Genomic DNA, 22,247 nt, shown 5'->3' on the forward strand with positions numbered 1-22,247 from the left:
GAGATGTACGGCAGGACCGGCCGACCACAAGGCGTCAGACGTTCACGACCGTGGGATGGGCGGGCCGACGCTGGCGTCCAGACCAAAGACTGCAGAAACCGGGAATACGTCATACAGCCACAGGTCTACCCACGCCTGTGCCCCCCTCGTCCGCTCGTGACGAAGGGAGCAGCGCAATACAGTCTAGCGGGCCTGACGGAGGCGTTCAGCTGCGGCGCGATAGCGTTCGTAGTGATCACCTTCGTCGGAGGCGATCTGCCGGAACATCGCTGCAGCGCGCGTATCGCCCGCTGCCTGGGCCTGATCTGCGAACCCGACATACATGGTGACGTTCTCGTACTGCTCCCCGGCCATCGCATCCACCAGATTGGCCTCGTTGGTCCCGTCCAGCTTCAGGGCGTCGGCTTCGCGCGCAAAATGCTCGTTGGCCTCGACGTTGGCGGAGCTTTCGAACAGTTGGGCCAGTTCGGCATTGCCGCTCTCGCGGGCGACCTCAGCGTAGCGAAGATACTTGAGGTTGGCGAAGGCCTCGCCATGCATGGCGGCTTCCAGATTGGCCCGCGTCTGCGGGTTCAGGTCCTGAGCGGATGCCGCTCCGGCCGAAAGGGCGACGGCGACGGCGGTGGTCAGAAAGATCTTGAGGGTCATGGGAAGGCTCCGGTGTCTGGGATGCGCCCGATGCGCCGGTGCTGTCTCGGCCCGAAGGCTGACCGGAGCCTGACGAAATGAAATCACCCGGCCGCTCACGTTCGGACTGAATGTCGCCCCAGCCGTCAGGTCGCCGTCAGCTTCGGACGTCAGGTTGGCGTCACCGGGTGATGTCGTCCGGCGACAAGTCCAGCTTTCTCGAGGCTCCCCATGAAGACGTTCCTGATTCCTTCGGGCATCGCCCTGACCCTCGCCGCTACCGTAGGCATGGCCATGACCGGCTTTGCGACCTCGGTCTCGGCCGGCCCGGTTTGCACCACCGCGCCCCGCGCCCAATGGCTGACCGAGGCCCAGATGCGGGCTCGTGTGGCCCAACTCGGCTACACCAACATCCGCGTCTTTCAGGTCAGCGGCAGCTGCTACGAGATCTATGCCCGCGCCGCCAATGGCCGTCGCGCCGAGGTCTATTTCAACCCAGTGACTGGCGCCGTGGTCCAGAACAACGAGGATTGAGCGCAGTGACCAAGGCAACCGTGGTTCTTGGGGATGGGTCACTCGCCCCATCCCCTGCGGAGACACCCAAGCGCACCAAGGTCTGGGATCCGGTCGTTCGACTGTTTCACTGGACCCTTGTCACAGGGATCGTCGCCAACCTGACTGTGTTTCGTGAGCTGAAGGCGGTTCACCGCTACGTCGGCTATGTGATCGTGGCGGCGATCGCGATCCGGCTCGTGTGGGGTTTCGTCGGCCCGCGTCACGCCCGATTCTCGGACTTCGTCGCCGGTCCCCGTCGCCTCGCCGGCTATCTGAAAGCCATGATCCAGCGAAGGGAGCCGCGCTACATCGGCCATAATCCGGCGGGCGGTCTGATGATGATCGCGCTGATCCTGCTGTCGCTCTTCTGCGGCGTGACCGGATGGATGATGGGCCTGGACGCTTTCTGGGGCGCACCCTGGCTTGAGGCCACCCACGAGACCGCCGCCAACACCATCATGGCGCTTGCGATCCTGCATGTCGTCGCAGCCCTCGTGGAAAGCTGGCGCCACCGCGAAAATCTGGTTATGTCGATGGTGACCGGCTGGAAACGCGCCGCCAGCGGAACGGATGTCGATCATGCGTCTCCTCCTCGTTGAAGACACGGTCCGGCTGGGCGAGCTCCTGAGCGAAGGGCTCGCCCGCGACGGCTTCGTCGTGGACTGGCGTCAGGACATCGAGGGCGCGGCGGAGGCGGTCGCCAGCGCGACCTACGATCTGATCCTCCTCGACCTCGGACTGCCGGATGGCGACGGGCTCGACTGGGTCAGGACCCTGCGGCGCGCGACCGACCTGACGCCCATTCTGGTGCTGACCGCGCGCGGGGGGCTCGACGATCGGGTTACGGGGCTGGACGCCGGCGCGGACGACTATCTGGTCAAGCCATTCGAGGCTTCGGAGCTGTCGGCGCGGTGTCGCGCGATCCTGCGGCGGCCCGGTCAGCGGATGACGCCGGTGCTTCACGTCGGCGCGCTCGCCTTTAACGTCGCGTCGCGCCAGGCCGCGCACGGTGACCTGCCGATCGAACTCTCCCGCCGTGAAGGCGACCTTCTGGAGACGCTGATGCGTCGGGCGGGTTCGGTCGTGACCCGGGGGTCGTTGGAGGAATCGCTCTATGCATTCAACGAGCCGGTCACGCCCAATGCCGTCGAGGTGGCGGTCTCCCGACTTCGTCGCAAGCTCGACGATGCGGGGTGCACAGGAATGCTGCACACCGTCCGTGGGCTGGGCTATCTGATGCGGGACGCCGTCGCTTGACCCGCACCCCCTCTATCTTCCAGCGCCTGATGCTCGGGTTTGCGCTGATGAGCGTCATCGGGGGCTTCATTCTGCTTCTGTTTGTCGGCGTCGAGTACGGCCTGTCGTCTCGCGCGAGGCGGGACGAGATCCAGTTCGCGGGGATCGCGAACGAGGTCGCCGACCATGTCGTGGTGCCCCTGCTCGTCTTGATCGTGCCCATGACCCTGGCTGCGCTTTGGGTGATCCGGTCATCCCTGCGGCCGCTGAGCCTTGCCGGCGCGCGGATTGAGGCCGCCCAGGCCGCCGACAAGGGTTTCCGGGTCGATGTGCATGACTTTCCGGCCGAGGCGACGGGCTTCGCCGACGCCGTCAACGGTATGCTCTCGCGTCTCGATGAAGCCGCGACCCGTCAGGAAGCCTTTGCCGCCGACGTCGCCCATGAACTGCGAACGCCGCTGGCCGTGCTCGCGCTCGAGCTGGATCGGCTCGAATCGCCCGAGGGCCAGCGGTTGAAACGGGATGTTTCGGCGATGTCGCGACTGGTCGATCAGCTTCTGGTGCTGGCGCAGCTGGACGCGCAGGCGGCGGCTCCTGTGTCGGCAACTTCGGTTGATCTGGCCGAAATCGCTACGGAAATCGTCTCGCAGTATGCCCCTCTCGCCGTCGCGGACGACAAGTCGGTGGCGTTGGAACTCAATGATGACGTCTTAGTCAAAGGTCGCCGAGAGGCCATCGGCGCCGCGCTTAGAAATCTGGTCGAGAACGGGCTGCGGGTGACGCCGTCCAGCGGAACGGTGACGGTTACGGCCGGCCCGGGCGCGCGGCTTTCGGTGAGCGACGGCGGGGGCGGACTGACGCCGGAGCGCCTTGCTGACCTCAGCCAACGTTATCGCCGTGGAGATCACGCCAGCACAAGCGGCGCGGGTCTGGGATTGGCTATCGTCTCGCGCATCATGGCGGCGCATGGTGGATGGATCGAGACCCGGCCGGATCGGTCCGAACTGATCCTCGTCTTTTCCCCTTCCACCGAGACCCAATCATGAGCCGACTTGAGCGCCATCCCGAACGCCATCTGGTCTCCCGGATCGGCTGGCTTCGAGCCGCTGTTCTGGGGGCCAACGATGGGCTGGTGTCCACCGCCAGTCTGATCGTCGGCGTCGCCGCCGCCCAGACCAGCAAGACCGGAATCCTCGTCGCGGGCGTTGCCGGCCTGGTCGCCGGCGCAATGTCGATGGCGGCGGGCGAATATGTTTCGGTCAGCTCGCAGGCCGATACGGAGGCGGCCGATCTGGCACGCGAACGCGCCGAGCTCGATGCTGACCCCGATGCCGAGACCCGCGAACTGGCCGCGATCTATCGCAGCCGGGGCGTCGATGCGCATGTGTCGTTGGAAGTCGCGCGCCAGCTGATGGTCCATGATGCGCTGGGGGCGCACGCGCGGGACGAACTGGGGTTATCGGAACATACGGCGGCGCGCCCGATCCAGGCCGCCCTGACTTCGGCGGCAACCTTCTCGGTGGGAGCGGTCCTGCCGCTGGCGATGGTGGTCGTGGCCCCCGGATCGCTGCTCGTCGCCCTGGTGTCGGGCTCAGCCCTCGTCGGGCTGGCCCTGCTGGGCGGCATCGGCGCCAGGGTCGGAGGCGCCGGTATCGCCAAGGCTATCGTTCGCGTCACCTTCTGGGGGGCCTTCGCCATGGGTTTGACCGCCGGCATCGGCCACCTGTTCGGGACCGTCATCTAGCCCGGCTGTGCTCAAGCCGGTTCAGTCTTCGTCCGCTTCCCCGGCTTCGCCGCCGTCACCGCCTTCGCCGCCGTCACCGCCTTCGCCGGCTTCGCCATGCGCGCCCGGTGTGAAGGCCTGCGGGTCGATGCGGGTCGCGGCATAGGCGGACCCCGCCACGACGAGAACGGCGAGGGGAACGGCCAAGCGCGCCGGCGGGGTGGCATCCAAGGCACTAGGCTCAGGACCCATTGATGTGATGTGCTCGATCTGATTCAGGCTCTGTAAGGAGACTGGATATGAGCGACCTCTATTGGCTGACGGACGAGCAGATGGCGCGGCTGCAGCCGCACTTCCCCAAGAGCCACGGCAAGCCCAGGGTGGATGATCGTCGGGTGTTGAGCGGGATCATCTTCGTCAACCGCAACGGGCTTCGCTGGCGTGACGCGCCGCCGGTCTATGGCCCACACAAGACGCTGTACAACCGCTGGAAGCGTTGGAGCGAGGCCGGGGTCTTCATCCGGATGATGGAGGGACTGTCCGGCGCTCAGGCCGAACGGCGCACCCTCATGATCGACGCGACCTATCTCAAGGCGCACCGTACGGCTTCGAGCCTCGCGGTAAAAAAGGGGGTCTTGGGCGGCTCATCGGACGCACCAAAGGCGGCATGAACACCAAGCTTCACGCCGTAACCGATGCGAACGGACGCCCCATCAGCCTGTTCATGACGGCAGGCCAGGTCAGCGACTACACCGGTGCTGCGGCCCTGCTGGACAGCCTTCCCAAGGCCCAATGGCTGCTGGGCGACCGGGGCTATGACGCAGACTGGTTCAGGGACGCTTTGGAGGCCAAGGGCATCACGCCCTGCATCCCCGGTCGAAAATCCCGGACCGCGCCTATCCGTTACGACAAGCGCCGGTACAAAAGCCGAAACCGCATCGAAATCATGTTCGGCCGGCTCAAGGACTGGCGTCGCGTCGCCACCCGCTACGATCGGTGCCCGACCGTCTTCCTGTCCGCCATCGCCCTCGCCGCTACAGTGCTATTCTGGCTATGAGTCCTGAGCCTAGAGCGCCATTCCGATCAGGAACTCCGGCAGGATGCGTAGGATGCCCATGTCGTCCTCGGCGCGGGGCAGCACCTTGCCGGACATCTGGCCATAGACGGCATCGACCACGATGAAGCCGAAAATTCCCAGCAACAGCAATATCCAGGGCCGGGTCTTCAGCTTCGTCGCGATCAACGCATAGACGGGGAAAAGCAGATAGGCGAACCATTCGGCCGAGAGGGACCACAACGGGCCGCTCCAGTTGTATCCGACCAGGCTTGGAAGCCAGGCCTGGACGAGTAGCAGGGTCTTGATGAACCCCTCCAGCGTGTAGGTGGCCGGGTCGTACTGGACCCCGGCGGCCCCGGCGACGATCACCATGACCAGGACGCCGCCCAGCACGGCGAGGTGCAGAGGGTAGAGCCGGGCAATGCGGGCGACGATGAAGCGCCGGTAGCTGAAGGCACCCGCGGCGAAGGCCGGGCCATAAACATGCGCCAGGATGAACCCCGACAGCATGAAGAAAACATCGACCGCCAGGCGGGACCGCTCGATGATCGGGCTGAAACCCAGGGCGGGGTCCCACTGGAGCTGGTAGTGGAACAGGACCACGCCCACCGCCAGGAAGGCCCGCAGGCTGGTCAGGGCTCTCAGATCGGCGGGATAGCCGTCGCGCGTGGGCGTTACGGACGTCATGCGCGAAGGCCCCCAGGGTCTGACGGGACACGAACGCCCGTCTAATTGGGTTACGCATCGGTCGCGGAAGGCCCTCATGCTGGCGAGATTTTAGAATTCGTGCAGCCTCCCTCGCCGTTGCATGCCCGCCTTCCGGTTCCGGCCGGTCGATGTCAGGACCCTTACGGCTTTCCCTTCCAGCGGCGATGAAGCCTGCCGTCGGCGCCGGTGATCGGCAGACGGGAACCCCGCGAACCTATGGCTTGGTCTCATCGAGCACGGATTTGGTTTTGGGCGATGGCTGGGCCGCCGATCCCCATAGGGTATAAATCCGCTTCAGAAGTCCAAGGAGCGTGGCGCTGCTCGCCGACGCTCTGGTTAGCGGCCGTCAGCGCCTGGCCCAACGTCCGAACAAATTCGCGACATGCATCAGCCTGTCGCGAGGGCTGGGCCCGCCGCATGCGTAGACACCTAGAGGCCGTCGCTCGATCCAGCGAGCCGTCCATATGAATTTCAGGAGTACGCCATGAAGCTCGATCGTCGAGGATTGTTGCGCGGCGCGGTCGCCGGGGGCGGCCTTTTGAGCCTCCAGGGACTGATGCCCGCCTGGGCCCAGACGGGGTCTCCGGGGCTACGCGCCGACCTGCCCACCCTGACCGGGCCGAACATCGACCTGACGATCGGTGAATCGCCCTTCACCGTCAATGGACGGACCGCGACCGCGACAACGATCAACGGCACGCTTCCCGCGCCTCTGCTTCGGCTGCGCGAGGGACAGAACGTGCGGCTGGCGGTGCACAACCAGCTTGAGGAAGACACCTCGATCCACTGGCACGGAATCCTGCTCCCTTTCCAGATGGACGGCGTTCCGGGCATCAGCTTTCCGGGGATCAAGCCGCGCGAGACCTTCGTCTATGAGTTCCCGGTCCGCCAGTCAGGCACCTTCTGGTACCACAGCCACTCGGGCCTGCAGGAAGCGCTGGGGCACTACGGTCCGATCGTCATCGACCCGGCGGGCGCCGATCCCGTCGTCTATGACCGCGAGCATGTGCTGGTCCTGTCGGACTGGAGCTTCATGCATCCGCACGAGATCCTGGAAAAGCTGAAGAAGAGCCCCGGCTATTTCAATCGCCAGCGGACCACCCTGGCCGGGCTGCTGGACGGCAGTGACCGGATGAGTCTGGAAGAACGCCGGAGATGGGGCAGAATGCGGATGGATCCGCGCGACATCCTTGATGTGAGTGGCACGACCTACACCTATCTGATCAACGGCCACGGGCCGCAGGAAAACTGGACCGGCCTGTTCCGGCCCGGCGAGCGGGTACGGCTGCGCATCATCAACGCCTCGGCCATGTCGATCTTCAACGTCCGCATCCCCGGCCTGGCCATGACCGTCGTCCAGGCCGACGGCGAGAATGTGCGCCCGGTCGAGACCGACGAGTTCCAGATCTCTGTGGCCGAGACCTATGACGTCATCGTGCGTCCGACCGAGGATCGCGCCTACACCATCGTCTCCGAGGCCATCGACCGCTCGGGCATGGGCCGCGCCACCCTGGCCCCGCGCATGGGCATGACCGCCGAGGTCCCGCCACTTCGCGAGGTGCCCAACCTGACCATGGCCGACATGGGCATGGGCGGGATGAACCACGGGTCCATGCCTGGAATGGCACCGGCCGCTCCGATGCCGGGAACGGATTCGGCGGCCGCAGGCGGAGCGGCAATGGGGCCCATGGCCGGCATGAATATGCGGGACCCCGAGAACGCACCGCCAGATATGAAGGTCGGCGTCGGCGTTGACGCCATCGCCATGACGCCGATCAACCGCCTTGCGGAACGCCCCATTGGCCTGGCCGACGTCGACCATCGGGTGCTGGTCTATACCGACCTTGTGGCCCTGCAGCCGAATAAGGACCAGCGTCCGCCGAGTCGCAACATGGAGATCCATCTGACGGGCAACATGGAGCGGTTCATGTGGAGCTTCGACGGCGAGAAGTTCAGTGACGGCGTAGAGCCGTTCCGCTTCGAACGGAATGAACGGGTGCGCGTCACCTTGGTGAACGACTCCATGATGGCGCACCCAATCCATCTGCACGGCCATTTCTTCGAACTGGTCACCGGTGGTCCTGCCGGACACCAGCCGCTGAAGCACACCGTAAACGTCGCGCCGGGCGGCAAGGTCACCTTCGATCTGACTGCCGACAATCCCGGCGACTGGGCGTTCCACTGCCACCTGCTGATGCACATGCACGCCGGGATGTTCAACGTCGTCACCGTTCGACCCATGGAAGGAGCTGCCGGATGATCCGCTCCGTCGCCCTGCTGCCGCTGCTGCTGGTCTCGACACCGGCCTTCGCCCAGTCCCACGCCGGTCATACGCCGGCGGTCCAGGCGCAGCCCGTTCCGCTGCCGCCCGGCTGCGTCCGTCGTGGTGCCCCGGATGCCGACCCCTCTCGAATCGGAGCCCCCGGAGCCCCCGTCTGCCCGACGGGCGCGGTTCCGGCCGGGCTGCCGACGTCCTCGCCGGACCCACATGCGGGTCACGACATGTCGATCATGGGCCAGACTCCGGCCGCACCGGCGATGCCGGCGGGCCATGACATGTCGACCATGGGCGAGGTTCCGTCCGCACCGGCGATGCCGATGGGTCACGACATGTCGACCATGGGTCAGACTCCGGCCGCACCGGCGATGCCGGCGGGTCATGACATGTCGACCATGGGCCAGGTTCCAGCCACATCGGCAATGCCGGCGGGTCACAACATGCCGACCATGGGTCGGATGCCCACCGGGCATGACATGCAGGGCATGACCATGCCGCCGGACGTGCCGACCAGCGCTAACAATCCGGGGCGGCCGCCTGAAACACCCCCTCCGGCAGGGGCCTCAAGCGGGCCAGCCCACGCGGCAGACCTGTTGTTCGATCCGGCCGAAATGGAGGCGTCCCGCGAGGAATTGCGCATCGAAAACGGCGACATCCTGACAACCGCGGTTATCGTGGAGCGGCTGGAGGGAACCTTTGCCGACGACGGTGAAGGTTATGGCTGGGATGCCCAAGGATGGAGCGGCGGCGATATCAATCGCTTCTGGTGGAAGTCCGAGGGTGAGGGGACATTCGGCGGCAAGCTCGAGAAAGCCGAGGTTCAGGCGCTGTACAGCAGGGCCGTCCTGCCGTTCTGGAATCTGCAGGCTGGCCTCCGTCAGACCTACCGACCCGAAGCGGACAGAACCGACCTGGTCGTGGCGATGCAGGGCCTCGCGCCCTACTGGTTTGAGGTCGACGCCTCCGCCTTCCTTTCCAACAGGGGAGAACTCACGGCACGTGTTCAATCGCTCTACGATCAGCGCATCACGCAGCGATGGATTCTGCAACCGCGAGCAGAAGTTCTCTTGTCCGCGGAGGACATTCCCGAGCTCTCGATCGGCTCCGGCCTGAGTTCCCTGCAACTCAGCGCGCGTCTCCGCTATGAAGTGCGCAAGGAGTTCGCCCCCTACGTTGGTGTCGAATGGACAAGGAGCTTCGGCAATACGGCGGACTTTCTGGAGGCAGACGGTCGGAGCGCGGAAGACACCCGGTTCGTCGTCGGCATTCGGGCCTGGTTCTAGCGAGGGTCGGACGGATCGCGACGGGGCGCGGAGCAGGATCCGGGATGGAGGTGTTCAGAGATATCCGGGCTGTCGTGATGGATCTCGACGACACCCTGATCTCGGCCTACCGCCGTCCGGACCTACTATGGAGAACCGTCTGTCAGCAGTTTCGAGCCCAGCTGGGCGCTCTTGAACCTGAGGAGGCGGTGCGTGCGCTGACGCGGTCCGGTCAGGCGTTCTGGGGCGATCCGAAACGGCATGCGCTTGGTCGCCTGAGTCCCTCCGAGGCTCGGCGCATCATTGTCGCCGACGCGTTTGAGGCGTTACTGGGAAGCGGCCGACAACCACCGTCTCGGGAGGTCGCCGAGCGGATGGCTGACGCCTTCAGCCTTCAACGCGACCGTGACATGCGGCTCGAGCCGGGTGCGGACGCCCTATTGGCTCATCTGGGCAGGGCAGGATATCCGCGCACAACCGCCCTGGCCTTCACGGCGGCCTCGAACAATTTCGAGCTGGCGATCGCGGTGGCCATCGCAGCCTTCGGGCTGACCTCGCCCGTCGCCTTCGCGGCGGTCATCGGCCCCTTGGTCGAGGTCCCGGTGCTGATCCTGCTGGTGTCCGTCGCGCTGTGGATGGGTCGCCGCTGGTTCCCGGATACCGCCCCACCAGCGGACGCCGCCTGATGGTCGTCCTGCATCTCCTGGACGCGGATGACGCCGGTCTGATCGCGAGCCTGCGCGGCGCAGGTTTGCCCGAACCCGGCGCCGGTCGCTACTTCAGCGCCGATCACTACGGCGCGGTCATCGGCTACGTCGGGCTGGAAGGGGAGGGGCGCGACCTGCTGCTGCGCTCCCTGGTCGTACTTGCCGACCAGAAGGCCCGCGGCCTGGGAAGTCGGGTGCTGGCCGCCGCCGAGACCGCCGGCGGCGACCTGGGCGCTGCACGTCTGCATCTGCTCACCACGACGGCCGAGCGCTTCTTCACCCGGCACGGCTTCGTCGTCGCCGATCGGGGGTCTGCGCCCCCCGCGATCCGGCGAACCCGCGAGTTCGCGGACGTCTGCCCGGCGTCGGCCGCCTATCTGACCAAGGATCTCTGATGACCTTCGCTCGCCTGCGCTCGCTGCCGGATCCGGGTCACCTGCCGGCTCTGGACGCGGCCTATCTGTCCGCCGAGCCCGCCCGGGGGCTGGGCCCCACCGACCCGGCGCCGCGTATCCTCCTCTTGTACGGATCGCTGCGCGAGCGGTCCTATTCGCGGCTCTGCGTCGAGGAAGCGGCCCGCCTGCTGCAGCGCATGGGATGCGAGACCCGCATCTTCGACCCCTCCGATCTCCCCCTGCCGGGCGCGCCCGGCGACGACGACCATCCGGCGGTGCGCGAGCTGCGCGAGCACGCCTTCTGGTCGGAGGGCATGGTCTGGTGCAGTCCGGAACGGCACGGTCAGGTGTCCGGAGTGATGAAGCTGCAGATCGATCACCTGCCGTTGAGCCTGGGCGGCATGCGCCCGACTCAAGGCCGGACACTCGCCGTCATGCAGGTGTCGGGCGGGTCCCAGAGCTTTAACGCCGTCAATACCCTGCGTCTCCTGGGTCGCTGGATGCGGATGGTCACCATCCCCAACCAGTCGAGCGTGGCCAAGGCCTTCCAGGAATTCGACGAGGCCGGCCGGATGAAGCCCTCGGCCTACTATGAGCGGATCGTCGACGTGATGGAGGAGCTGGTGCGCTTCACCATTCTGGTCCGGCCCCACGCCGTCCAGCTGGTGGACCGCTATTCCGAACGCAAGGCCGCCGGGGTTCCGGTCGAGATCAACTCGGATCTCTCCGCAATCGCTATAGCAACCCTCTGAAGGGGGCGGGGCGTTAGATGCCGGAAAGTTAAGCGCCGGACCCCCGTCCGAGTGCAACGTCAAATTTCGCGGTCACCCGAATATTTGCTTGTGGCGCGCATTTCAGACCTCAGCCGCGTCTCAGACCTCTCGAATCAAGCGCCGCTGGCTCACCGCGATAGGGCCGTTCGGGGAGGCAGTCGGCCAAAACTTTCTCCTGGACACCTCGCCGCCCGATCATCCACCGATAGATTGGATGTCCACATCTGCCGGACCGCCTCCGGACGGCAGGTCCAGGCCGTACTCGGTATCGAGCCTTTGGGCGACGACAGCTACGCAATCAGCGTCTTGGCTTGAGGCCAATCCTTCACCTGAAATTGAGGCGGCGTCGTTTGACAACGAGCGCTGTCGGGCACGAAACGCAAGTCGTGGAAAGTCGCAATCTAAGTCGGGGTGACTTTCGAACGACAAGTCTTCGCAAGTCATGTTTTGAGTCGTGGCGAGTTGTACGACAGTCGTCTGTAAGTCGCGTAAAATAATCGATCCACAGAGTTGACAACTTGTGGATATATTTGCTTGCAATGTGGTGCATCGCGCTGAGACGCGCTGAACACAGGAAGCAAGACATGCGTGGAAGACTTGGGCGCCGCCTGTTCGGCGCGATGATGACGTGCGGCCTGATGATGGCCGGGCCGGCCCTGGCCGGAGGTTCAGGGATGCCGTGGGAAGGGCCGCTCCAGCAGGTGGTCCAGTCCATCACCGGGCCCGTGGTCCAGGCTGCAGCAGTCGTTGCGGTGGTCGTCTTCGGCGCCGGGATCGCGATGAGCGAGAACGGATCCTCAATGCGGCGCGGTCTGGGCATCATGTTCGGCCTTTGCATTGCCTTCGCAGCCTCGACCTTCTTCCTCGACTTTTTCGGCTTCGCCGGCGGGGCGGAGATCGGATGATGGCCGGCTCCCTCCAAGATGGCCGACCGGAGGGCTGGGATCTTCCGGTCGCCCAGGCCCTGACCGAACCGGTGCTCATGGCCGGCATGCCCCGGGACTACGCCATCGCCATGGGGACGATCGCGGTGGTGCTCGGCCTGGCTCTGCGGATCTGGTGGCTCGGCCTTCTGTGGTGGGCCGTCGCCCACGCGATCGGCTTGTGGGCGGCCAGAGCGGACCGCCGGTTCTTCGATGTGCTTCGGCGCCACCTCGCCCTGCCTGGCCATCTGGACGCGTGAGGGGCCGATGCGCTTTCTCGAAGAACATCGCAGACGCCCGGCGGCCCTGGCCGACCATCTGCCCTGGGCCGCTCTTGTCGCGCCGGGCGTGGTCCTGAACAAGGACGGCTCCTTCACGACCGGCTTCCGGTTCCGGGGACCGGACCTCGAGTCCTCGACCGAAGACGAGCTGATGGCCGTCCGGGCGCGTCTGAACAATGCGCTGAAGCGTCTCGGGACGGGCTGGTGCCTGCATATGGAGGCGCGCCGCCGCGAGGCCGCCCCCTATCCGGAGAGCGCGTTCGACCTTGATGTCGCCTGGCTTCTCGATGAGGAGCGCCGCAGCCGTTTCGAGGCGGGCGACCCCGCCTTCGAGACGGATTTTCGTTTGGCTCTGACCTGGCTGCCGCCGGCCGACGAGACGCGGAGAATGGAGCGCTGGCTGTTCGACGGCCTGGCCAAGGGCGGCACGGACTGGCGCCAGGCCCTGGCGGTCTTCACCCGGGAGGCGGAAACCACGCTCGACCTCCTGTCGGACGCCCTGCCTGAGGTCGATCCGCTCGACGACACGGCGCTGCTGACCTGGCTGCACGACTGTGTCTCGCCCAAAACCTTCACCGTCGCCGCGCCGGATTCGCCCATGTATCTGGACGCCTGGCTGGCGGACGCCGACCTCTCGGGCGGGATCGCCCCACGCCTCGGCGACCGCTGGCTCAAGGTCGTGTCGGTGCGCGGCCTGCCATCGGTCACCCGGCCCGGCTTGCTCGATGCGCTCGGCGCCCTGCCGTTTCCCTACCGCTGGACGGCCCGCTGGATCGGGCTCGACAAGCCTGAGGCCGAGCGCGAGATCGTCAAGCTGAGGAAGCGCTGGTTCGCCAAGCGCAAGGGTGTCGGTGTTCTCCTGCGTGAAGCCATCACCAAGGAGGAGGTGCCGCTCCTCGATACCGACGCGGCTTCCAAGACCGAGGAGTGCGACGGCGCCCTGGCCGCCTTGGGGGCCGAGGCCTGCGCCTTCGGCTATCTGACCCTGACGGTGACCGTGCTCGACGCGACGGAGGCCGGCGCGGCCGCCAAGGCGAGGGCCATCGAGGCCGCGTTGAACGCTCAGGGGCTGCTGGCCCGGATCGAGGACCTCAATGCCGTGGAGGCCTGGCTTGGCTCCCTGCCGGGCGAGCCCTATGCCGACGTCCGCCGACCGCTCGTCTCGACCCTGAACTTGGCCGATCTGCTGCCGGTGTCGGCGGTCTGGGCCGGCCCGTCCCTGGACCTGAACCTAAACGGCCCACCGTTGGCGACGGCCCGGACGACAGGGTCGACCCCCTTCCGTCTCGCGCTCCATGTCGGCGACGTCGGCCATGCCATGGTCGTCGGGCCAACGGGCTCGGGCAAGAGCGCGCTCCTGTCCTTTCTGGCGCTGCAGTGGTTCCGTTACCCGGACGCCCGGGTCGTCTTCTTCGACAAGGGCCGTTCGGCCCGGGCCGCGACACTCGCCGCCGGCGGTTGCTGGCGCGCGTTGGAGCCCGGCGCCCGGTTCTCGCTCCAGCCCCTGGCGCGCATCGACCAGGAGATCGAACGGGCCTGGGCGTCGGAATGGATCGCCGAGACCGTCCGGCTCGCGGGGCTGGAGCCTGTACCAAGGATCCGTGAAGAGATCTGGGCAGCGCTCGCGGCCCTGGCCGACGCCCCCTTGGCGCAGCGCACGCTGACGGTCTTCTGCGCCCTGGTGCAGGATAAGGCCGTCGCCGCAGCGCTGGAGCCCCTGACACTCAAAGGTCCGCACGGCGCCCTGCTCGACGGAGAGGGCGAGGCGCTCGTTCCCAGCCGGTTCGACACCTTCGAGCTGGAAAGCCTGATGGCCACGCCCTCCGCTGTGGCCCCGGTGTTGTCGGCGCTCTTCCATCACCTGGAGCGCAGCTTTGACGGCCGGCCCACATTGCTGGTGCTCGACGAGGCCTGGCTGTTTCTCGGCGAGACGGCTTTCGCGGCCAAGATCCGGGAGTGGCTCAAGACACTGCGCAAAAAGCGGGTGGCCGTCGTGTTCGCGACCCAGAGCCTGGACGACGTGGCCGCCTCGCCGATCGCGACCAGTCTAATCGAGAGTTGCCCGACCCAGGTTTTCCTTCCCAACCCCCGCGCGCTCGAACCCTCTTCGGCCCGGCTCTATCAGGGGTTTGGCCTGAACCGACGTCAGCTCGAGCTTATCGCCTTCGCCACGCCCAAGCGGGCCTACTACTGGCGCCAGCCCCGCGGCCGACGCCTGTTCGACCTGCGCCTGACCGGCGTGGCCCTCGCCCTCTGCGGAGCCAGCGCGCCGGAAGACCAGACCCTCATCGACGACATCCTCGCCGCCTCCGGAGAGGCCGGATTCGCGCGGGAATTTCTCACAGCCAAGGGAGTGCACAATGTTGATGCCGTTTTCGACGCCTTCGCCCGACCGCTCGCGGCCGAATAGGCCGGTCCAGATCCTGGCCGCCGGCCTCGTCGCCGTCAGCCTGCTGGCGACCGCGACCCCGGCGCCGGCACAACAGGTCGTCTTCGACCCCCGCAACCACATCGAAAATGCGCTTCAGGCGGCGCGTCAGCTGGAGAGCCTGGCCAATGAGGCCAGGAACCTTGCGGCCTCGCCTTACAGCCATCTGACCGGCAACAGTCAGTCCTTGCGCGACATGGCCGAACTGGCCCGCACGGCGCGCGGGATCGCCAGCTCGGTCAGCGGCCTGGAGCAGCAGCTCCAGACCCTCTATCCCGACGACCTGTCCGGCTCCGACATGTTGCGGCTTCTCGAGCAGAGTCAGGCCCGGACCGCCAACGCACGGCGCACTGCCGAGGACGTCGCCCGCACGGCGGCTGAACTGGAACGTCTTGGACAAGGTCGCAACCAGCGACTGACCGGCGCCCTGTCCGCCAGCGAAGCCGCCGCAGGTCAGACGGCCGCGATCCAGTCCTCCAACCAGATGCTGGCCGTCCTCGCCGAGGATCTGGCGGCGTTACGCACCATCATGCTCGCCCAGTCCCGGCTTCTGGCCGAGGCGACGGCGCGCGACGCCGCGACCCAGGCCTCGGGGGACGAGGCCCGTCGCCGCCGCTGGGCGGGCTCGGCCGGAACGCCCGCCGCACCGACCTTCGATCCGCTGTCGCACGCGCGGGACTAAGGAGCGGAACGATGTCGGTCGGAGTGGAAACCCCCAATGAGCTGATGGTGGTGTTCTCCAACACCATATCGGCCGGGTTCGACGCCCTGCAGGGCGCGGTCAACGGCGTCTTCGGGCTGCTGATCGTCTTGGTCGTCGCCCTGACCGGCATCCAGTGGGCGATGTCTTCCAATCGCGAAGTCCTGGCCTCCGGCTTTGGAAAGGTGCTGCTGATCGGAGCCTTCGCTTGGCTGATCAACGACTGGCAACAGCTGTCCGAGACGATCTACGCCGGGTTCATTGAACTGGGTCTGACGGCCGGGGCCGGATCGCTCAGCCGGGCCGACTTCCTCAATCCGGGGGCCATCCTGGCCCAGGGTTGGGAGATCGTGAAGGCGTTGGGCGAGACCCCTGCGCCCGTCGACAATCCGCTCGACGTGGTCGGCAACATGGCAGACGCTCTGATCCTGGGCCTGGCCATGATCGGCATCATGCTGGCCTTCGCCGTGCTGGCGCTGCAGATCATCGTGGCCCTGCTCGAGTTCAAGATCGTCACTCTGGGCGGGTTCATCCTCCTGCCCTTCGGCATCTGGAACAAGTCCGCCTTCCTGGCCGAACGGCCCTTGGGCTACGTCGTGTCGTCGGGCCTGAAGGTGCTCGCCCTGGCCATCGTGATCTCCGGGGCCCGAACCGTCTTCGACCAGCTCCAGCCTTCGGCCAATCCCGACATCTACGAAGCGTTGAGCATCCTCGTCGCCTCGATCCTTCTGGCCATGCTGGCGATGTTCATCCCCAATCTGGCTTCGGCCCTGGTGACGGGCGGGCCGGCCCTGGGCGCCGGGGCCGCCATCACGGCCGGAATCGCCGTCGGCGGCAGCGCCGCTTTGGCCGGAGCCGGGATCGCGGGTGCGGGCACGGCGGTCGCAGGCGGCGCGGCTAAGATGTCTGGCCCGGCCCGGGCCGCGGCCGGCGCTGGAGGCGGCCGATCCCCGACCCCGCCAATGTCGCCTCCGCCCTCGACGCCTCCCAAACCCTCCAATGACAATCCGTCGCCGTCCGGTCCGCGTCGACCATCGGGCGGGGCGATGTCAGCCGCGCCCTCGCCTTCCCCTGGCGGCGTGTCTGAGCCCGCCGTGGCTTGGCAGCCTCGCCAGGCATCGGGTTCGGCTTCGGGCGAAGCCACAGGATCCGGCGGCGCGGCCAACGATGGCGGCGGGGCGCGTCCGGGCCGGCCGGCCGAGAAGATCGCCGCGGAGACCAAGGCCGCCCGGTCCGACTTCCATCAGGCCGCCGCTCGGTCGGCTGCGTCCGGCGGGTCGAAGCCGCCTGCGCGCGCCCAGGCCCTGCAAGCCTTCTTCGTCGCCAACGCCGGGCGCGGCCTCATGCCTGCTGGCGAAACCAGCGGCGTCCTGTCTCCCAACCTGAGAAACGAGGAGTCCTGACCATGCACCCCTTCTTTCGTCCCAAACGCGCCTTGGCCTCGGCGCCCGAGACGACCCCCTATCAGCGCGCCGGCCAGATCTGGGACGACCGGATGGGGCTGTCCCTGGCCCATGCCCGGAACTGGCGCCGTATCGCGGTGGCCAATCTCGTCCTCGCCGGTTTCCTCGGAGCGGGCTGGTGGGTGCAGGCCGACAGGGCCGTCGTCAAACCCTTCGTGGTCGAGGTCTCCGATCTCGGACAGACCCAGAGGATCACAGCGATCGGCGGCCGCTACGAACCGACCGAAGCCCAGATCGGACACGCGCTGGCCGGCTGGGTGCGTGACGTCCGCTCCAAGTCGATCGACCCGATCGTGATCCGGCAGAACTGGCTTCGGGCCTACGACCTGATGATGCCCAAGGCGGCGAGCTTCCTTAACGCCTGGGCGCAGAGCCACGACCCCTTCGCCGAGGTCGGACGCGAAGCCGTCAACGTCGAAGTGCTCAACGTCGTGCGGCGCACCGAGCGGACCTACGATTTGCAATGGCGCGAGACCCGTTTCGTCAACGGCCAGCAGGCCGGCGTCGAGCGCTGGCGCGCCCTGATCACCACAACGACCCAGCCGCCCCGCACCGAGGCCGAGCTGATGAAGAACCCCCTTGGACTGAAAATCGAGGACGTATCATGGACCCCCGACGCTTCCTGATCCTGGCCGGCCTGGGCCTCAGCCTGTCCGGCTGCGCCGTGTTCGGCCGAACATCCGGGCCGCCGCCGATGTCGCCCCTGCCTGTCGTGGAGGCCGAGGCTGCCGTCATCGCCGAAGCCGGAGCCCTGCCGCAATCGACGGTACAAGTCGATGATGCGCTGGTCGCCGATGCGACCCTGGCGCCCGCCGTTCCCGTCGGCACGCCCTATGAAGCCCAGCCGACCGCCGTGGCGCCAGCGACGGGGATGACCGGCCGCCGCGCCATCGTCGCCGCCAACCTCGACGCCCGCGCCGCCTCGCGATCGGACGCCTTCGTCGGCGGGGTCCAGGTGTTCGCCTGGTCTCCGGGTCGGGTGTTCGAGGTCTGGACGGCGCCTCTGCGGGTCACCACCCTGACCCTGGGGGCCGGCGAGATCCTGGTCTCCAAGGCAGCCGGCGACACCGTCCGCTGGCAGATCGGGGAGACCACGTCCGGGGAGGGCGCAGGTCAGCGAACCCACGTCCTCCTCAAGCCGCTGCAACGAGGACTCGAGACCAACCTGGTCCTGACCACCAACCGGCGGGTCTATTTCATCGACCTGAAGAGCGGTGACGCCTCAGGGTTCAACGCGGCGGTCGCCTGGGACACCGGGGCGATGGATCCCCCGGCCATGGCGCCGATCGCCGAGGCGGCGGAAATCCGCGTGTCGGACCCGGTGGCGATGCCGGAGGGGCCTATCGACGCCCGCTATCGGATAGAGCCGCAAGGGCGCCGTGCACGGTGGACGCCGGCCTCGGTCTTCAACGACGGGCAGCGCACCTTCATCGCTTTCGACCCCGATCTTCAGATCGACGAAGCGCCGGCCCTGTTCGTGATCGCCGCCGACGGCGAGACCCAGATGGTCAACTACCGCCAGGCCGGGGGTCTGTTCATCGTCGATCGCGTCTTCGATCGCGCCGAGCTCAGGCTCGGCGATCGTCGCCCCCAGATCGTTCGTATCCGCCGCCTCCAGGGAGCCGCCCGATGAGCTCGTTCCAGGATACCCCCCACAATCCCGACGACGTCGCTTCTTCGGCAGGGTCCGGCGTCGACCCTGAGGTCAGACCCGACCTTACCAGCAAGGCCAAGGCGCCGCCGCCTGGTTTGTCGATGCGGGCGCCGCGTCCGCCGGTCACCCGGCTGCGCAAGTCGGTCGTCCAGACGATCGTGATCGGCGGCGTGATCCTCGTCTCCGGCTCCCTGGCCTGGGCCTTCGTCGTCCAGCCGGAACTGCGCGACAGCGCCCGGCTCCGCGCCGTCGAGGGCCGGGAAGAGCAGGCCCGGGGCTCCGTTCGACCCTCCGAAGCGGTCACCGACCAGCCCGCGACCTATGACCGGCTGCCCGAGCCGCGCACTGGAGCCGAGGCAGAGACGGCTAAGCCTGGTGTCCCTCCGCCGTCGCCCGCGCCGGGCCGGTATAGCGCCGGTTATGCGCCATCGCGGACGACCCGGGCGACCGGGCCCAATCCGGGCGAACAGGCGGCGCGATCGGGCTTGTTCTTCGAGGGGCCGTCGACCGGAGCCGGTCCTGCCGCGCGTGCCGGGACGGGTCCAGCGATGGCCGGCGCTCGTGCGGACGCTGCGGACGTCGGCGCTACCTACAATGGCCACACCCTGACGGCGCCGCTGTCGCCCTATGAGCTGAAGGCTGGCGCCATCATTCCTGCGGTCCTGTTGACCGGGGTGGACACCGCGCGCGCCGGGCCGGTCGTCGCGACGGTCTCGCAGAACGTCTACGACACCGTCAGCGGACGCCATCTCGTCCTGCCCCAGGGGACCCGGCTTATCGGCCGCCATGAGGGCGAGAGCGCCTATGGCGACCGACGCGCCTTCCTGACCTGGGACCGGCTGATCCTGCCCAACGGCAAAAGTCTCGTCCTCACCGGCGAGCCCGGCGTGGACGCGCAAGGCGCGGTCGGGGTTCGGGGCCAGGTCGATCGGCGGCTATTCCCTTTGCTGGTCGGGACCCTGTTCGCCGGCGCGATCACCACCCTCGGTCAGATCGCACGCGACGGCGATGGCGAGGGTTCAGGCGGCCTGCTCGGCGACGCCGGTGACGCCGCCGCCATCGAGGGCTCCCAGGTCGGGGGGCGGCTCGTGGACCGGGAGCTGGACGTCCGGCCGTCGATCCGTCTGCGCGCCGGCGCGCCGGTCCGCGTGATGATCACCCGAGACCTGATCCTGGAGCCGTACCGGCCATGACCTGGACCCCTCTCGATACTGGAAACCGCTGGGCCGTGCTCGGCGTCACCGTCTTCTTCCTCACCCTGGGCGCCCTGATCGCCGACCAGACGCCAGCCCTGGCTTTGGTCAATGAGAGCCCCAGCGTGCCGCGTGGCCTCTATCTGCGACAGCCTGGCGGCGCGCTAGAGAGGGGCGCGATGGTCGCTCTGACCCAACCCCCGATCGCCCGGCGCTATCTGGGCGCGCTGGGCATGCCGGACGAGGTCCTGCTGATTAAACGGGTGGCCGCGATCGGCGGCGATCAGGTTTGCCGACAGGGCGCTGTGGTTCGGACTCCTGACAGGGCGGTTCCAGTTTTGGATCAAGACCGGCGCGGAATGGATCTGCCCGGCTGGACCGGATGCCGTCGGCTGGCGCCGGACGAGCTCTTCCTGCTCGGCGACACGCCGGGGAGTTTCGACAGTCGCTATTTTGGCCCCGTCCGAACCCGAGACCTGGAGGGGGTGTTTCGGGAGACACTGACATGGTGAGAACCCTCGTGGCCGCAGCGGCCCTGGTGTTTGTCGCGGGCGATGCCGCGGCGCAATCGATCGACTGGCGCAATGCCGGCGGCGACCTGTTCGGGCGGCCGATCACGCAGCCCGTATCGGACCCGGCGGACACAGGAGACCTCACGCCCCGGTTGGCGCCCCTTTCCCAACCCTTCATGGACGCGATCGCCGCCGCGGCCGAGCGGCATGGGCTCGACCCCAAGATGCTACACGCCTTGGTGATCGTGGAATCCGCATACCGGGTCGATGCCGTGTCTCCGGTCGGGGCCGGTGGCCTGACGCAGTTGATGCCAGGAACGGCGGCGGATCTCGCGGTCAGAGACCGGTTCGATCCGATCGAGAACCTGAATGGTGGGGCGGATTATCTGGCCCGGCAACTGCTGCGCTTCGGCGACGTCCGGCTGGCGTTTGCGGCATATAACTCGGGTCCGGATCGTGTCGCCCGGCTCGGGCGCATACCGAACATAGCGGAGACGCAAGCCTATGTGGCCGCAGCCGTTGACTGCTACCTCGCGCTCTCGGCCGGGAGGGGCGCCCGCAATTCCCGGGAGTGCCGGGCGCCGGAGCCCGGCCGATGATCCCCGCGACAGAACCGGTGGCGGCGGTGACTGACGCCGCCGATGAGGATCTGCTGACCCGCAAGGAAGCGTCCGCCTTCCTGATCCAGTTCGGCATCCGCATGAAGCCCGAGACCCTTGCGCGACTGTGGTCCACCGGAGGCAATGGGCCTCCCTGTCTCCACGTCCGGCACAGGCCCTACTATCCGCGTGGCGTGCTTCGCGCCTGGGCTTTGAACCAGGTCAGCGACCTTCGCTCGGCTGCCCCGCCCGCGGCCAGGGGTCGGCGTCATGGCTGAGGCGGGAATGGAAGGGTTCAGAACGGAGTGGGCGCCCAGCGTGGCAGACCTGCTGATCGACCCGGCGGTCAGCTTCGCCCTGAAGGACGTTCTTCGCACCTGGGAGGTTCGAGATCCGGTGGATGCGGCGCGAGACGCCCGATTGCTGGCCGAGGTTCTGGAGCGCCGGGCGGACGAGGCGGTGTCATGGACAGTGTGAGCGAGCCGCCTCCGTTCGACGCGTTGGAAGACCGGATTCTCCCCTGGTCGCAGGTGAAGGTGATCTGCGGTCTGAGCCGGACGACGGTCTGGCGTATGCAGAAGACCGGAGATTTCCCGGCCTGCGTCCAGGTCTCGCAAAACCGGGTCGGATGGTGGCAGAGCGAGCTGCTGGCGTGGCGGCGGGCGAGGACACCGAGGCGTCTGCCGGAGCCCCGGGCCATAGTGGCGGCGCCGGAGCCGGTTAGACCGCCAGTCAGGAGAACCCTGGAAGAGCCTCGTCAATCACCGGCGCCCGAGGCTGCGACCGGTTCGGATCAGCCCGTCAGGAGTCGTCGGAAACGGAAATCTGGTGTTCCGGAGAACCAGGCTGCGTTCGACTTCGGAGGCTAGGGGGCGGACCGGGTCGATTGGACCCGCTTGAAACTGACGCGGTCGGCGCCGGCGATCAGAAAGGCGTCGAAGCCGGCGTCGCCCCAGGCCTTGCGTTGAACGTGGGTCGCGGCCGGGTCGGTTGTGTTCGCCCACCACTGCGGCAGGCTGGCGCTCTTGGGCAGCATATAGCCGATCTTTCGCTCCATCTCGGCGAAAGAGAGCTCGACTTCATCGGTCTTCAGTTTGCGGAGATAGTCCCGAAGCGGATCATACTTGCCCATTGACCCACAAAGCCGGACAGCGGCGTCATTGCCAAGGGACA

General features: G+C 67.2%; 28 protein-coding genes. 24 read left to right on the forward strand and 4 right to left on the reverse strand.

Going from position 1 to position 22,247, the window contains the following annotated elements:
- Window positions 1–183: 183 nt before the first annotated feature.
- The gene (locus KWG56_RS15660) at window positions 184–648 is read right to left on the reverse strand and encodes a rubrerythrin family protein (RefSeq protein WP_201098234.1); all 465 of its coding nucleotides are present in this window, start codon (window positions 646–648) and stop codon (window positions 184–186) included.
- A gap of 210 nt (window positions 649–858) precedes the next feature.
- Here KWG56_RS15660 and KWG56_RS15665 point away from each other — a divergent pair, with 210 nt between their 5' ends.
- Genes KWG56_RS15665 through KWG56_RS15685 form a run of 5 tightly spaced genes read left to right on the forward strand, consistent with a single transcriptional unit; the run spans window position 859 to window position 4,162 of the window.
- On the forward strand, window positions 859–1,161 hold the full coding sequence (locus KWG56_RS15665) for a PepSY domain-containing protein (protein WP_236261161.1): 303 nt from the start codon (window positions 859–861) through the stop codon (window positions 1,159–1,161).
- 5 nt (window positions 1,162–1,166) lie between these two features.
- Entirely contained in the window at window positions 1,167–1,781 is a 615-nt protein-coding gene (locus tag KWG56_RS15670; protein WP_244999538.1) for a cytochrome b/b6 domain-containing protein, read from the forward strand.
- Window positions 1,762–2,439, forward strand: coding sequence for a response regulator transcription factor (locus KWG56_RS15675; RefSeq protein ID WP_236261163.1), 678 nt, complete (start codon window positions 1,762–1,764; stop codon window positions 2,437–2,439). Before KWG56_RS15670 ends, KWG56_RS15675 begins: the two co-directional genes overlap by 20 nt.
- The gene (locus tag KWG56_RS15680) at window positions 2,436–3,464 is read left to right on the forward strand and encodes a sensor histidine kinase (protein ID WP_244999539.1); all 1,029 of its coding nucleotides are present in this window, start codon (window positions 2,436–2,438) and stop codon (window positions 3,462–3,464) included. Before KWG56_RS15675 ends, KWG56_RS15680 begins: the two co-directional genes overlap by 4 nt.
- The gene (locus tag KWG56_RS15685) at window positions 3,461–4,162 is read left to right on the forward strand and encodes a VIT1/CCC1 transporter family protein (RefSeq protein WP_201098238.1); all 702 of its coding nucleotides are present in this window, start codon (window positions 3,461–3,463) and stop codon (window positions 4,160–4,162) included. The genes KWG56_RS15680 and KWG56_RS15685 overlap by 4 nt, the downstream gene beginning before the upstream one ends.
- A 21-nt stretch (window positions 4,163–4,183) precedes the next feature.
- Here KWG56_RS15685 and KWG56_RS15690 read toward each other — a convergent pair whose 3' ends face one another.
- Window positions 4,184–4,348, reverse strand: coding sequence for a hypothetical protein (locus KWG56_RS15690; protein WP_219352847.1), 165 nt, complete (start codon window positions 4,346–4,348; stop codon window positions 4,184–4,186).
- A 92-nt stretch (window positions 4,349–4,440) separates the two neighbouring features.
- Here KWG56_RS15690 and KWG56_RS15695 point away from each other — a divergent pair.
- Window positions 4,441–5,198, forward strand: a protein-coding gene (locus KWG56_RS15695) for an IS5 family transposase (RefSeq protein WP_219352846.1) whose coding sequence is annotated in 2 segments (ribosomal slippage) — window positions 4,441–4,762 and window positions 4,762–5,198 — 759 coding nt in all. Because the reading frame shifts where the segments join, the coding sequence is not laid out codon by codon here.
- A 9-nt stretch (window positions 5,199–5,207) separates the two neighbouring features.
- On the opposite strand, the gene KWG56_RS15700 is transcribed toward KWG56_RS15695, so the two are convergent.
- Window positions 5,208–5,885, reverse strand: coding sequence for an acyltransferase family protein (locus KWG56_RS15700; protein WP_219352848.1), 678 nt, complete (start codon window positions 5,883–5,885; stop codon window positions 5,208–5,210).
- 505 nt (window positions 5,886–6,390) lie between these two features.
- Between KWG56_RS15700 and KWG56_RS15705 the strand changes: the two genes are divergently transcribed.
- From KWG56_RS15705 to KWG56_RS15790, 18 genes are all read left to right on the forward strand, one after another.
- Window positions 6,391–8,166 (forward strand): copper resistance system multicopper oxidase, encoded by a 1,776-nt coding sequence (locus tag KWG56_RS15705; RefSeq protein ID WP_219352849.1) that lies wholly within the window; start codon window positions 6,391–6,393, stop codon window positions 8,164–8,166.
- The gene (locus KWG56_RS15710; RefSeq protein ID WP_219352850.1) at window positions 8,163–9,467 is read left to right on the forward strand and encodes a copper resistance protein B; all 1,305 of its coding nucleotides are present in this window, start codon (window positions 8,163–8,165) and stop codon (window positions 9,465–9,467) included. Before KWG56_RS15705 ends, KWG56_RS15710 begins: the two co-directional genes overlap by 4 nt.
- A 77-nt stretch (window positions 9,468–9,544) precedes the next feature.
- Window positions 9,545–10,132, forward strand: a complete 588-nt coding sequence (locus KWG56_RS19080) for a hypothetical protein (RefSeq protein ID WP_280638389.1) — start codon at window positions 9,545–9,547, stop codon at window positions 10,130–10,132.
- Complete coding sequence (locus tag KWG56_RS15720; RefSeq protein ID WP_219352851.1) at window positions 10,132–10,548, forward strand: GNAT family N-acetyltransferase; 417 nt, start codon at window positions 10,132–10,134, stop codon at window positions 10,546–10,548. The genes KWG56_RS19080 and KWG56_RS15720 overlap by 1 nt, the downstream gene beginning before the upstream one ends.
- Window positions 10,548–11,300, forward strand: coding sequence for an arsenical resistance protein ArsH (gene arsH / locus KWG56_RS15725; protein WP_219352852.1), 753 nt, complete (start codon window positions 10,548–10,550; stop codon window positions 11,298–11,300). Before KWG56_RS15720 ends, arsH begins: the two co-directional genes overlap by 1 nt.
- 605 nt (window positions 11,301–11,905) lie before the next feature.
- Window positions 11,906–12,226, forward strand: a complete 321-nt coding sequence (locus KWG56_RS15730) for a TrbC/VirB2 family type IV secretion system protein (protein ID WP_164952685.1) — start codon at window positions 11,906–11,908, stop codon at window positions 12,224–12,226.
- Entirely contained in the window at window positions 12,226–12,504 is a 279-nt protein-coding gene (locus KWG56_RS15735) for a VirB3 family type IV secretion system protein (RefSeq protein WP_035306146.1), read from the forward strand. Before KWG56_RS15730 ends, KWG56_RS15735 begins: the two co-directional genes overlap by 1 nt.
- Before the next feature lie 7 nt (window positions 12,505–12,511).
- Window positions 12,512–14,935, forward strand: coding sequence for a conjugal transfer protein TrbE (gene trbE / locus KWG56_RS15740; RefSeq protein ID WP_219352853.1), 2,424 nt, complete (start codon window positions 12,512–12,514; stop codon window positions 14,933–14,935).
- Window positions 14,886–15,635: a TrbJ/VirB5 family protein gene (locus KWG56_RS15745; protein ID WP_219352854.1), complete on the forward strand. Its 750-nt coding sequence runs from the start codon at window positions 14,886–14,888 to the stop codon at window positions 15,633–15,635. The genes trbE and KWG56_RS15745 overlap by 50 nt, the downstream gene beginning before the upstream one ends.
- An 11-nt stretch (window positions 15,636–15,646) precedes the next feature.
- Window positions 15,647–17,056, forward strand: coding sequence for a P-type conjugative transfer protein TrbL (trbL, locus tag KWG56_RS15750; protein ID WP_219352855.1), 1,410 nt, complete (start codon window positions 15,647–15,649; stop codon window positions 17,054–17,056).
- Between the two features lie 2 nt (window positions 17,057–17,058).
- Window positions 17,059–17,742, forward strand: a complete 684-nt coding sequence (gene trbF, locus KWG56_RS15755) for a conjugal transfer protein TrbF (protein ID WP_201099744.1) — start codon at window positions 17,059–17,061, stop codon at window positions 17,740–17,742.
- Complete coding sequence (gene trbG, locus KWG56_RS15760; RefSeq protein ID WP_236261261.1) at window positions 17,721–18,749, forward strand: P-type conjugative transfer protein TrbG; 1,029 nt, start codon at window positions 17,721–17,723, stop codon at window positions 18,747–18,749. Before trbF ends, trbG begins: the two co-directional genes overlap by 22 nt.
- Entirely contained in the window at window positions 18,746–19,963 is a 1,218-nt protein-coding gene (locus KWG56_RS15765; RefSeq protein ID WP_219352856.1) for a TraB/TrbI/VirB10 family type IV secretion system protein, read from the forward strand. Before trbG ends, KWG56_RS15765 begins: the two co-directional genes overlap by 4 nt.
- Window positions 19,960–20,475: a S26 family signal peptidase gene (locus KWG56_RS15770; RefSeq protein WP_219352857.1), complete on the forward strand. Its 516-nt coding sequence runs from the start codon at window positions 19,960–19,962 to the stop codon at window positions 20,473–20,475. Before KWG56_RS15765 ends, KWG56_RS15770 begins: the two co-directional genes overlap by 4 nt.
- Entirely contained in the window at window positions 20,469–21,074 is a 606-nt protein-coding gene (locus KWG56_RS15775) for a lytic transglycosylase domain-containing protein (protein ID WP_219352858.1), read from the forward strand. The genes KWG56_RS15770 and KWG56_RS15775 overlap by 7 nt, the downstream gene beginning before the upstream one ends.
- A complete protein-coding gene (locus tag KWG56_RS15780) occupies window positions 21,071–21,352 on the forward strand; it encodes a hypothetical protein (protein WP_219352859.1) in 282 nt (93 codons plus the stop codon). Before KWG56_RS15775 ends, KWG56_RS15780 begins: the two co-directional genes overlap by 4 nt.
- Complete coding sequence (locus tag KWG56_RS15785) at window positions 21,345–21,551, forward strand: hypothetical protein (RefSeq protein WP_219352860.1); 207 nt, start codon at window positions 21,345–21,347, stop codon at window positions 21,549–21,551. The genes KWG56_RS15780 and KWG56_RS15785 overlap by 8 nt, the downstream gene beginning before the upstream one ends.
- Complete coding sequence (locus KWG56_RS15790; protein ID WP_219352861.1) at window positions 21,539–21,943, forward strand: helix-turn-helix transcriptional regulator; 405 nt, start codon at window positions 21,539–21,541, stop codon at window positions 21,941–21,943. The genes KWG56_RS15785 and KWG56_RS15790 overlap by 13 nt, the downstream gene beginning before the upstream one ends.
- Here the strand turns inward: KWG56_RS15790 and KWG56_RS15795 are convergent.
- On the reverse strand, window positions 21,940–22,206 hold the full coding sequence (locus KWG56_RS15795; protein WP_219352862.1) for a DUF7662 domain-containing protein: 267 nt from the start codon (window positions 22,204–22,206) through the stop codon (window positions 21,940–21,942). The genes KWG56_RS15790 and KWG56_RS15795 overlap by 4 nt on opposite strands.
- Window positions 22,207–22,247: the final 41 nt, after the last annotated feature.

The sequence above is a fragment of the Brevundimonas nasdae genome (assembly GCF_019395145.1).
Taxonomy (GTDB): domain Bacteria; phylum Pseudomonadota; class Alphaproteobacteria; order Caulobacterales; family Caulobacteraceae; genus Brevundimonas; species Brevundimonas nasdae.

Excerpts from the sequence above, each read along its gene's own strand:
- KWG56_RS15660 (WP_201098234.1), bottom strand. The coding sequence starts at position 648 with ATGACCCTCAAGATCTTTCTGACCACCGCCGTCGCCGTCGCCCTTTCG.
- KWG56_RS15665 (WP_236261161.1), top strand. The coding sequence starts at position 859 with ATGAAGACGTTCCTGATTCCTTCGGGCATCGCCCTGACCCTCGCCGCT.
- KWG56_RS15675 (WP_236261163.1), top strand. The coding sequence starts at position 1,762 with ATGCGTCTCCTCCTCGTTGAAGACACGGTCCGGCTGGGCGAGCTCCTG.
- KWG56_RS15685 (WP_201098238.1), top strand. The coding sequence starts at position 3,461 with ATGAGCCGACTTGAGCGCCATCCCGAACGCCATCTGGTCTCCCGGATC.
- KWG56_RS15700 (WP_219352848.1), bottom strand. The coding sequence starts at position 5,885 with ATGACGTCCGTAACGCCCACGCGCGACGGCTATCCCGCCGATCTGAGA.
- KWG56_RS15705 (WP_219352849.1), top strand. The coding sequence starts at position 6,391 with ATGAAGCTCGATCGTCGAGGATTGTTGCGCGGCGCGGTCGCCGGGGGC.
- KWG56_RS15710 (WP_219352850.1), top strand. The coding sequence starts at position 8,163 with ATGATCCGCTCCGTCGCCCTGCTGCCGCTGCTGCTGGTCTCGACACCG.
- KWG56_RS19080 (WP_280638389.1), top strand. The coding sequence starts at position 9,545 with ATGGATCTCGACGACACCCTGATCTCGGCCTACCGCCGTCCGGACCTA.
- KWG56_RS15720 (WP_219352851.1), top strand. The coding sequence starts at position 10,132 with ATGGTCGTCCTGCATCTCCTGGACGCGGATGACGCCGGTCTGATCGCG.
- arsH (WP_219352852.1), top strand. The coding sequence starts at position 10,548 with ATGACCTTCGCTCGCCTGCGCTCGCTGCCGGATCCGGGTCACCTGCCG.
- KWG56_RS15730 (WP_164952685.1), top strand. The coding sequence starts at position 11,906 with ATGCGTGGAAGACTTGGGCGCCGCCTGTTCGGCGCGATGATGACGTGC.
- KWG56_RS15735 (WP_035306146.1), top strand. The coding sequence starts at position 12,226 with ATGGCCGGCTCCCTCCAAGATGGCCGACCGGAGGGCTGGGATCTTCCG.
- trbE (WP_219352853.1), top strand. The coding sequence starts at position 12,512 with ATGCGCTTTCTCGAAGAACATCGCAGACGCCCGGCGGCCCTGGCCGAC.
- KWG56_RS15745 (WP_219352854.1), top strand. The coding sequence starts at position 14,886 with ATGTTGATGCCGTTTTCGACGCCTTCGCCCGACCGCTCGCGGCCGAAT.
- trbL (WP_219352855.1), top strand. The coding sequence starts at position 15,647 with ATGTCGGTCGGAGTGGAAACCCCCAATGAGCTGATGGTGGTGTTCTCC.
- trbF (WP_201099744.1), top strand. The coding sequence starts at position 17,059 with ATGCACCCCTTCTTTCGTCCCAAACGCGCCTTGGCCTCGGCGCCCGAG.
- trbG (WP_236261261.1), top strand. The coding sequence starts at position 17,721 with ATGGACCCCCGACGCTTCCTGATCCTGGCCGGCCTGGGCCTCAGCCTG.
- KWG56_RS15765 (WP_219352856.1), top strand. The coding sequence starts at position 18,746 with ATGAGCTCGTTCCAGGATACCCCCCACAATCCCGACGACGTCGCTTCT.
- KWG56_RS15770 (WP_219352857.1), top strand. The coding sequence starts at position 19,960 with ATGACCTGGACCCCTCTCGATACTGGAAACCGCTGGGCCGTGCTCGGC.
- KWG56_RS15775 (WP_219352858.1), top strand. The coding sequence starts at position 20,469 with ATGGTGAGAACCCTCGTGGCCGCAGCGGCCCTGGTGTTTGTCGCGGGC.
- KWG56_RS15780 (WP_219352859.1), top strand. The coding sequence starts at position 21,071 with ATGATCCCCGCGACAGAACCGGTGGCGGCGGTGACTGACGCCGCCGAT.
- KWG56_RS15785 (WP_219352860.1), top strand. The coding sequence starts at position 21,345 with ATGGCTGAGGCGGGAATGGAAGGGTTCAGAACGGAGTGGGCGCCCAGC.
- KWG56_RS15790 (WP_219352861.1), top strand. The coding sequence starts at position 21,539 with ATGGACAGTGTGAGCGAGCCGCCTCCGTTCGACGCGTTGGAAGACCGG.
- KWG56_RS15795 (WP_219352862.1), bottom strand. The coding sequence starts at position 22,206 with ATGGGCAAGTATGATCCGCTTCGGGACTATCTCCGCAAACTGAAGACC.